This is a genomic window from Candidatus Schekmanbacteria bacterium, from assembly GCA_003695725.1.
In the GTDB taxonomy this organism is placed as follows: domain Bacteria; phylum Schekmanbacteria; class GWA2-38-11; order GWA2-38-11; family J061; genus J061.
This window is the reverse complement of sequence record RFHX01000063.1, coordinates 1-8,257: the sequence shown is the minus strand read 5'-3', so window position 1 is coordinate 8,257 and position 8,257 is coordinate 1. Positions and strand designations below refer to the sequence as shown.

The window sequence follows — 8,257 nt, the reverse complement described above, 5'->3', positions numbered from 1 at the left end:
GGATATAATAGATTTTCTATGCCCGACAAGAAATAAGGGAAATTTTACGTCAAGCCACAGAGATACAATGATAAAATTCTTCTCTTTTCTATAATTGCTGTTCTTCTATTGTGGTTGATTTTATTAAATCCTCTGAATAAAAAAAAGAAGGATACTCAGGTCAAAAAAGAACCTGTAAAAGTGCTAATTGCTCAAAATATTGATATTGAAGAAAAACTCTCTGAAAAATAAATCAACCTTTCCTTGACGCAACTGAATAAAAGGTATGACCATTTCTATAAAGAAGAAAAACTATATTTTCATATTTCTCGAGAAAGTCTATTGTTTTATCAAATTCCTCTAAATTTCTTATGTCTCTTCCATTTATCCACATCACTATGTCGCCTTCATTTATTCCTGCTCGATAAGCCACACTTCCCCTGTCAACTGTTTTTACAAAGACTCCCTCTATCTTTCTTTCTTTTTCAGGAAAATATCCATTAGGTATCTCTTCCACTTCAATTCCCAATAAATTTGTCAAGTCGGCAGAGGAGCGCACAATAAATCTTCTTGATATCTTTTCAGGAACAACTTGAATCGTTTTCAAAGATCCATTGCGGTAAATCTGAACTTCCGAAGGAGAATCAGGGGCTGATTTTTCAACTTGAAAAAAAAGTTGTCTGCATGAAGTTACTTCCTTACCATTGAATGCAAAAATCACATCACCAGTCTTTATACCTGCTCTGTTTGCAGGACTCCCCAATACAACATCGCCAACCAACACACCCTTCCTTCCCTTTATTCCAAAACTTTTTGACATCAATTTATCCAAGGGTTGAATTCTTATCCCCAACCATGACCTGTCTATCGAATTTTCCGGAACAATCTTTTCCAATACTCTTTTTACTCTGTCCACAGGAATTGCAAAGCCTATACCTGTTCCGTTTGCAATAATCGCTGTGTTTATTCCAACTACCTCACCATAAATATTGAATAAAGGACCTCCACTGTTGCCAGGATTTATGGCAGCATCTGTCTGAATGAATGTATGGACGGGGTCAATGCCTATTATTCGACCTTTTGCACTCACAATCCCTGCTGTAATCGAATGGCTCAAACCATAAGGATTGCCAATTGCCACAACCCATTCACCTACATTCAACAGGTTGGAACTGCCAAGAGGAACATAATTTATCTTTTTTGTAACATCAATCTTCAGCAGTGCAATGTCATTGTCAACATCTCGTCCAATAATGCGGGCTTCATATTCCTCTTTATTCCAAAATGTTACATTGATCTTGGTGGCACCCTTGATTACATGATTGTTAGTCAGAATATAGCCATCGGGATTTATAACAAAACCTGACCCCAAGTTGACCCTTCGATAATATTTGCTTCTATCTTTCTTATTGAAATTCTCTAAAAGGTCATCAAAGGGAATTCCTTCTTCTTCTTCTGATTTCAAAAAGTTATGGTATGAATCATCTTCCTTGCTGAGAAAAACAGTATTTATATTCACCACTGCTTTATAAAAATTATTCACGAGAGGAACAAAGGAAAGAGGTACTTTATTTTCATCCAATTTGACGAGAGATTTTGGATTATTGAGTTCAAGCCATATCTTTTCCCTGTTTTTTTTGCCATACAAATCACCTTGCACACCATTCCACAATATGAAGCCAAAGAGCAACAAGGAAAGTATCTTCAAGAAAATAATATTCCTTTTCATATCAATATTGCGATAGTTTAGTTATACAATCATTTCATTTTTCGTTTTTTCTCAATATCCTCTTGTGGATTTTCTTTCATAGAACAAAAAACCCCACACATAGTGCACACATCAGGAGATTGGGGCATCGATGATTTTCTCATATTTGATGCTTTTTCCGGATCAATTGACAGCTCAATCTGCTTATCCCAATCAAGCCGTTTCCTTGCTGCAGCCATTTGGTTATCGCGCTCAATAGCACCTTTTTTGCCTTTTGCTATATCTGCTGCATGAGCAGCTATCCTCGCCACAATTACAGCTTCTTTCACATCTTCTACAGTTGGCAGTCGAAGATGCTCAGAAGGTGTCACATAGCATAGAAAATCTGCCCCATACATACCTGCATAAGCTCCGCCTATTGCAGATGTAATATGGTCATAACCCGGCGCTATATCAGTAACAAGCGGGCCCAATACATAGAAAGGAGCACCATTGCACATCTTTTTCTGAAGTTTGATATTTGTTTCAATTTGGTCAAGGGGAACATGTCCCGGACCTTCAATCATAACCTGTACACCTTCCTCAAAGGCTTCCTTTGCCAATTCTCCAAGATGAACCAATTCCTGCACTTGCGGCCTATCCGTTGCATCTGCCAAACATCCGGGTCTCAAGCCATCACCCAAGCTTATTGCGGCATCATATTTCTTTAAAAGTTCAACGAGACGGCTATAATCTTCATAGAAAGGATTTTCTCTTTCATTATGTGTCATCCATTTTGCGAGTATAGAACCACCTCGACTTACGATACCTGTTATCCTTCCGCTTGTTTTTAGAGATTCAAGAGTACGCAGTGTTATGCCACAGTGAATCGTGACAAAATCAACTCCTTCTTTTAACTGTTCTTCTACAGCACGGAAAAAATCTTCTTTTGTTATATCCTTTATGGATTTTTCGCTATTGAAAGCATCAACTGCTGCAAGGTATATAGGAACTGTCCCCACCATTACATTGCTTTCTGCAATAACTCTTTTTAAAGTCTTGCGTGCATTTTTCCCGGTACTCAAGTCCATTATGGAGTCCGCTCCAGCAGATATGGCTACTTTGACCTTCTTGATTTCATCATCGATCTTTTCTCGTTCAGGAGATGTTCCTATGTTTGCGTTTACTTTAGTAAACAATCCCTCCCCTACTCCCCTTGGTTCAATCTTCTTTTTTCTTTTGCTGTTGTAAGGAATAATTACCTTGCCTTCGATGATCTTTGCAGCAATCTCCTCCGGGGATACCCCTTCGTATAGAGACACCGACTTTACACTATCAGTAATTATCCCCTTTTTTTTTTTTTTTATAAGTGTTTGCATTTTCCTAAAGAATCCTTCTCCTGTATTATTGAATTAAAGTTTCACTACTTTTCTTTCATAGCATTTTTAAACAAATATGTCTCAGAATATCTTTTTACTTTCGACCGATATCTTTATTAGTATTTTTTAATTAAAAAAATAAGCCTTTGGTCACCTCAAGCATTTTTGTATCTTTAAAATTTTTTGAGCTGAATCTACTGCGCTTTTGCCAAAAACCCTTACCATTGCTTCCTTTCCTATTCCGCCTCTGTCAAAAATTACATCAGGCATTACCGATGTTTTCGATAAGACAGCTTGTACTCCCCAATCAAGACTTTGGCCTTCCTTCTTTTTAAACGATAGTGGTTCATCTTTTCTACTAAATTCCATTACTTTCAAGCCTGCTTTTCTACAAGCTGAAATTATAGAAGGTGAATATTTTATATTTATGGCACCGAAGATTGTTTTATCAAATTTTCTAGCAGCCAACAAAACTCTTGCCATATGACTCGATGCCCCTAACCTTGGAGAGGAATGAGTATAAATCTTGTCATTTATCTTAAAAATGCGTCCCGGAAATGCTGCAATGTCATCGACTTTCTCAGCATTTCTTTTTGCTGAAACTATATTCATCTGAACTTCTGCTACCAAATCTCCTACAGAATTTTCTGCTAAAAGGTTGTATGCTTTTTTTGCATCCTCTATTGCTTCGTAAGACATTGCTTCATCTACAACCCAGGAATTTGTATCAGGAGAACTTTGCCCCTTTCCTATATCCTCTGCATTTTTGAGTGAACTCTCTATGATTTTCTTTGCATTTGAAATGGCATCTTTAAGAGAATAGTTGATTGCAAGATAAGATGCTATGATGGCAGAAAAAGCGCATCCTATTCCATGAGTATTCTTCGTATCGATTCGTGTCCCTTCATAAAGAGTATATTTTTTTCCATCATAAAGTAGATCCAGTGGCAGACCCTTCAAATGTCCCCCTTTGATAAGGACATTTCTTGCTCCCATTCTGTAAATTTTTTTAGCCGCAACTTTCATATCAGTAAGATTTCCTATTTTCATACCTGCAAGAAGACCAGCTTCCTCTATGTTTGGAGTAATTACGAGAGATAGAGGAATAAGAGATGAAATGAGGCTTTGAACGGCATTCTTTTTTAACAGAGTATTGCCGCTCTTTGAGATTGTTACAGGATCAATAACTAAATTCTTGACTTTATACCTTTTAAGTTTCTTTGCAATAATTTCAATCACTGATGATGAATAGAGCATACCTGTTTTCACTGCATCAAATTTTATGTCTGAAAGGACTGCATCAAGTTGGTCATTTACGATATCATCAGGCAAAGCAAAAATGCTTCTTATTCCAGTTGTATTCTGTGATGTAATAGCCGTTATTACAGTAGCTGCATATCCACCTAAAGAATTTACAGCCCTTTGGTCTGCTTGTATTCCTGCGCCTCCGCACGAATCTGAGCCCGCTATTGTCAGTACTTTGAACATTGCCCGATAATCCTTCTTAGTCTTTTAGCTGATTCATACGGGGCATCTGCTTGCTGAATGGCACGAATAACTGATACTGCATCAGCCCCTGCTTTGATAACCTTATCACAATTACTTTCTTCAATGCCGCCTATAGCAGTCAAATGAATATTAACTCTATCTTTGACCTTTTTTATTTCCTCCAAACCCAAGGGTAATAGAATTCCTTTCTTTGACGGAGTTTCATAAATAGGGCCTAATGAAACATAATCTGCATCCTTCTGTTTAGCTTCAATTACCTCACCAATGCTGTGGCAGGATATTCCTACAAACAGTGAAAATCTTTTTGCTATCTCTACGGCTTTATCCAATGGGATAGACTTCCAGCCAAGATGAACTCCATCTGCCCCTGCTGAAACAGCGGCATCTATTCTGTCGTTGACTATAATCTTTGCTCTATCTTTGACAACTTCTCTAACCTGAAGAACCATCTCATATATTTCTTTTGCACTCAAATCATTTTCTCTGATTTGAACGGCATCAACACCTCCCTCAACTGCCTCACTTATAATTTCAAGCAAACCATTATTCACTGATTTCCTGTCTGTGACCAAGCAGAGTCTAAACAAGGGAACAGTCATTTCTGTCAATCCTGTCCAATGATGTCTGTAATCGGGCTCGATGCTGTTGCGTATAGTTTCTTTGGTATTCTTCCTGCAAGATAAGCAAGACGTCCTGCTTTAACAGCATATTTCATAGCTTCAGCCATAAGCAGAGGTTTTTTTGCTCCAGCTATTCCGGTATTCATCAATACACCATCACATCCCAATTCCATAGCAATTGCCGCATCTGAAGCTGTACCCACACCTGCATCAACAATTACTGGCACTTTTACCGTCTCAAGAATGATTTTTATATTGTAGGGATTTCTAATCCCAAGCCCTGAACCTATGGGAGCACCTAAAGGCATTACAGCGGCTGCTCCTGCATCTTCAAGTTTTTTTGCCATTATGGGATCATCATTTGTATAAGGCAAAACAATGAACCCCTCTTTAACCAAAGTTTTGGTTGCAGACAAAAGCGCTTCATTATCAGGAAAAAGCGTCTTTTCATCACCGATGACTTCGAGCTTAACCATATCTGACAATCCTGCCTCCCTTGCAAGGCGTGCAGTTCGCACTGCGTCTTCTTCTGTATAACAGCCTGCTGTATTAGGCAGTATCGTATATTTTTCCCTGTCTATATAATCGAGCAAGGATTCCTTTGATGGGTCATCAAGATTTACCCTTCTAACTGCAACGGTAACAATCTCTGCACCTGATATTTCAAGAGCCTGCTTTGTTTCTTCAAAGCTCGAATATTTTCCTGTACCAACAAATAGTCGTGATTTAAACTTTTTGTTTCCTAACACCAAAACATCTTCTTCCATCATAATCTCCTTATTAAAAATGTTGTTTATGCTCAACGGCAATTGTCATATACTTATCCACCACCGACAAAATGAATTATTTCAACGGTGTCCCCATCCTTCAACCTTACACTGTTATGATTTTCTTTTTTGACAACTTCCTTGTTCAATTCAACAGCCAAAGGACGGTCTGCCAACCCAAGAAGGTCAATTAGCTTCTTTATTGTAATCTCTTCTTCCAATTCCTTTTCTTTACCGTTAACCTTGATTTTTATCATTATGGCAACCGCCTTCCCAAAGAAAAAACCGAAAGCCAGCAAAAGGCTTTCGGTTTAAATATTCTATTATTATCCCATTTTCTCCCTTCGCTGGCATTACCCAGTTCAGGTTCAAAGGGTCATCCCTCTTTCGGGATTTCTCAGCCTTTTACAAGCTCCCCTGATGTACTGAATATTAACCTTCTGATAAGATTAGTCAAGGAAAAACATTCAAAGAAAAAAAGAAACAATTGGCTTTATCTCAATAAACTTTTATAATTGATAGAATCTAAAAGAAGGATTATCAAGAATGAGATTAGAAAAAAAAATAAATCCTGAAATCGACAATGAAGAGTTCTACAAAATTCTCAAATTCGGGAAAGAAGGGAAAGAAGGGCTGACCTCACAGTTGAAAAAGATCATCGAAGAAGAATCTAAATCTGCACTTGCTCTTTCTGAAATCCAAGGACTTTGGACATGCAAAAATGTAGTGGGCATCTCCAATAGCGGGATTGAGATCGAGGGAGGAATTTCTCTTTCTGAAATGACATTCAAAAATTTTATGTCTGAGATTTCACATATACTGATAGCCCTAATTACGATAGGTCCTGAATTGGAAAAAAGAAGTTCTCAACTCCAGACTGAGGGCGAATATACGAGAGCTTTAATCCTCGATGCTGCGGGCTCATCTATTGTGGAAAATGCGGCTGGAAAATTGAACCATATCATAGCTGAAAAATGCGGATTGACAGAAGTTGAATTCTCAAAAAGATTCAGCCCCGGTTATGGAACATTCAAATTGGAAGAACAAAGAAAAATAGCCAAAATAATTCCCTTTGAAAAAATAGGAGTAAGCTTGACCAAAAATTGTATGATGATTCCCCAAAAGAGCATAACCTTTTGTATCTATGCAGGCAAAGTAAAAGAAAAAATTCCTGATACCTGCGATATATGCAATCAAAAAGAATGCAGCTATAAAAAAAGATGAAAATTATCTGACGGTATATACAGAGAGTTGACCCAAATACCTCTTATCTCCCATCATCTCATAAAGCAGTTTTCAAACTACTGTTCAGAAGGAATGAACGAGCGAATTTGGCTGAGGCAGAATTTTAAACTTAAAAATTTTGATATAAGAAAAAGAAAAAGATAAAAAAAAGCGAAAGGCAGATGCCTTAAACTCCCAACAACAACTTTCGTTATATATGAAAAGAATCCAATCAAAAAAAGGGCTTCTGCCGTAAAACTAATGGCTGCTGCAAAATAAAAACCGGCAATAATAAATGCGCCTCCCGGGATAAGAAGTGAATAAAGGAGAAAGTTTTTTTCATTTTTGAACTTTTTTCCACAACTACTGCAGCTGTATGTAAGTATATTCAGTTTTTCAAAACAGGAAGGGCAAAGGTCAACTGCATTCTTCAGTCTCGGATTATCCAAACTTCTTGGCACTCGAAAAATAATGTTTCTCAATTCCCCCGAAATTTCATCCATATCAGATTTTTTTATTCCTTCATAAGAAAAGGAAATACCATCTCGACACTTGACTGTTATTTTCTTCAAAAAACTATTTGTACAAACGATGTCTTTAATGTAAGAATATTGAACCACCCTTATCCTGCTTGCAAAAAGATTCCCAGCACCTATTGAAATTTCAATTAGACGCCTGTCTGTAAAAACAAGAAGGACTCTTTTCAATGTATATGCATAACAGGTTGTAACAATAGCTTCCCAAAGTTTTACACCTCGTGTCGCTGAAACTGCAGATATAACTTTCTCATCCTTTTCAAGAATTCGGGTTACGACATTTGAAATGCGCATATAAGGGGGAAGAGAATTTTTTTCTTCCTTGTCAGCATACAATTCTTCTTCTTTTTCATCATCAGAATCTTTTCTTTCTTTATTATTTTTCACATAAAAATTATCATTCATTTTTATTCACCCCATATAATAATTAGTATTTTTATGAAATTCTTACAAATCTACTAATCGGTTTATGAAGTCTTCTCTTTAGAGAGGTAAAGAAGAGATTGATTCAACAAAAAAATAGATATGAATAATTACTTTCAAATCGATAGTAAGG

The 8,257-nt window shown here is 37.0% G+C and carries 8 protein-coding genes and 1 riboswitch; of the genes, 1 reads left to right on the top strand and 7 read right to left on the bottom strand.

Annotation, left to right across the window (positions count from 1 at the left end):
* Positions 1-232: 232 nt before the first annotated feature.
* From D6734_02915 to thiS, 6 genes are all read right to left on the bottom strand, one after another.
* Positions 233-1,708 carry a Do family serine endopeptidase gene (locus D6734_02915; protein ID RMF97010.1) on the bottom strand — a complete coding sequence of 492 codons (1,476 nt, stop codon included), beginning with the start codon at positions 1,706-1,708 and terminating at the stop codon, positions 233-235.
* A 29-nt stretch (positions 1,709-1,737) separates the two neighbouring features.
* On the bottom strand, positions 1,738-3,045 hold the full coding sequence (gene thiC / locus D6734_02910) for a phosphomethylpyrimidine synthase ThiC (GenBank protein ID RMF97009.1): 1,308 nt from the start codon (positions 3,043-3,045) through the stop codon (positions 1,738-1,740).
* Positions 3,046-3,195: 150 nt separating this feature from the next.
* Positions 3,196-4,533 (bottom strand): bifunctional hydroxymethylpyrimidine kinase/phosphomethylpyrimidine kinase, encoded by a 1,338-nt coding sequence (thiD, locus tag D6734_02905; GenBank protein ID RMF97008.1) that lies wholly within the window; start codon positions 4,531-4,533, stop codon positions 3,196-3,198.
* Positions 4,518-5,162 (bottom strand): thiamine phosphate synthase, encoded by a 645-nt coding sequence (gene thiE / locus D6734_02900; protein RMF97007.1) that lies wholly within the window; start codon positions 5,160-5,162, stop codon positions 4,518-4,520. Before thiE ends, thiD begins: the two co-directional genes overlap by 16 nt.
* Positions 5,159-5,944 (bottom strand): thiazole synthase, encoded by a 786-nt coding sequence (locus tag D6734_02895; GenBank protein RMF97006.1) that lies wholly within the window; start codon positions 5,942-5,944, stop codon positions 5,159-5,161. Before D6734_02895 ends, thiE begins: the two co-directional genes overlap by 4 nt.
* Before the next feature lie 50 nt (positions 5,945-5,994).
* Positions 5,995-6,195 (bottom strand): sulfur carrier protein ThiS, encoded by a 201-nt coding sequence (gene thiS, locus D6734_02890; GenBank protein ID RMF97011.1) that lies wholly within the window; start codon positions 6,193-6,195, stop codon positions 5,995-5,997.
* A gap of 68 nt (positions 6,196-6,263) precedes the next feature.
* A riboswitch (TPP riboswitch) is annotated at positions 6,264-6,370 on the bottom strand.
* A 117-nt stretch (positions 6,371-6,487) separates the two neighbouring features.
* Here thiS and D6734_02885 point away from each other — a divergent pair.
* The gene (locus D6734_02885) at positions 6,488-7,165 is read left to right on the top strand and encodes a hypothetical protein (protein ID RMF97005.1); all 678 of its coding nucleotides are present in this window, start codon (positions 6,488-6,490) and stop codon (positions 7,163-7,165) included.
* A 77-nt stretch (positions 7,166-7,242) separates the two neighbouring features.
* On the opposite strand, the gene D6734_02880 is transcribed toward D6734_02885, so the two are convergent.
* Positions 7,243-8,106, bottom strand: coding sequence for a hypothetical protein (locus D6734_02880; GenBank protein ID RMF97004.1), 864 nt, complete (start codon positions 8,104-8,106; stop codon positions 7,243-7,245).
* Positions 8,107-8,257 lie beyond the last annotated feature (151 nt).

Bases quoted from the DNA above. Each gene is read 5' to 3' on its own strand.
- D6734_02915 (RMF97010.1), bottom strand. From the start codon at position 1,708: ATGAAAAGGAATATTATTTTCTTGAAGATACTTTCCTTGTTGCTCTTT.
- thiC (RMF97009.1), bottom strand. From the start codon at position 3,045: ATGCAAACACTTATAAAAAAAAAAAAAAAGGGGATAATTACTGATAGT.
- thiD (RMF97008.1), bottom strand. From the start codon at position 4,533: ATGTTCAAAGTACTGACAATAGCGGGCTCAGATTCGTGCGGAGGCGCA.
- D6734_02895 (RMF97006.1), bottom strand. From the start codon at position 5,944: ATGATGGAAGAAGATGTTTTGGTGTTAGGAAACAAAAAGTTTAAATCA.
- D6734_02885 (RMF97005.1), top strand. From the start codon at position 6,488: ATGAGATTAGAAAAAAAAATAAATCCTGAAATCGACAATGAAGAGTTC.
- D6734_02880 (RMF97004.1), bottom strand. From the start codon at position 8,106: ATGAATGATAATTTTTATGTGAAAAATAATAAAGAAAGAAAAGATTCT.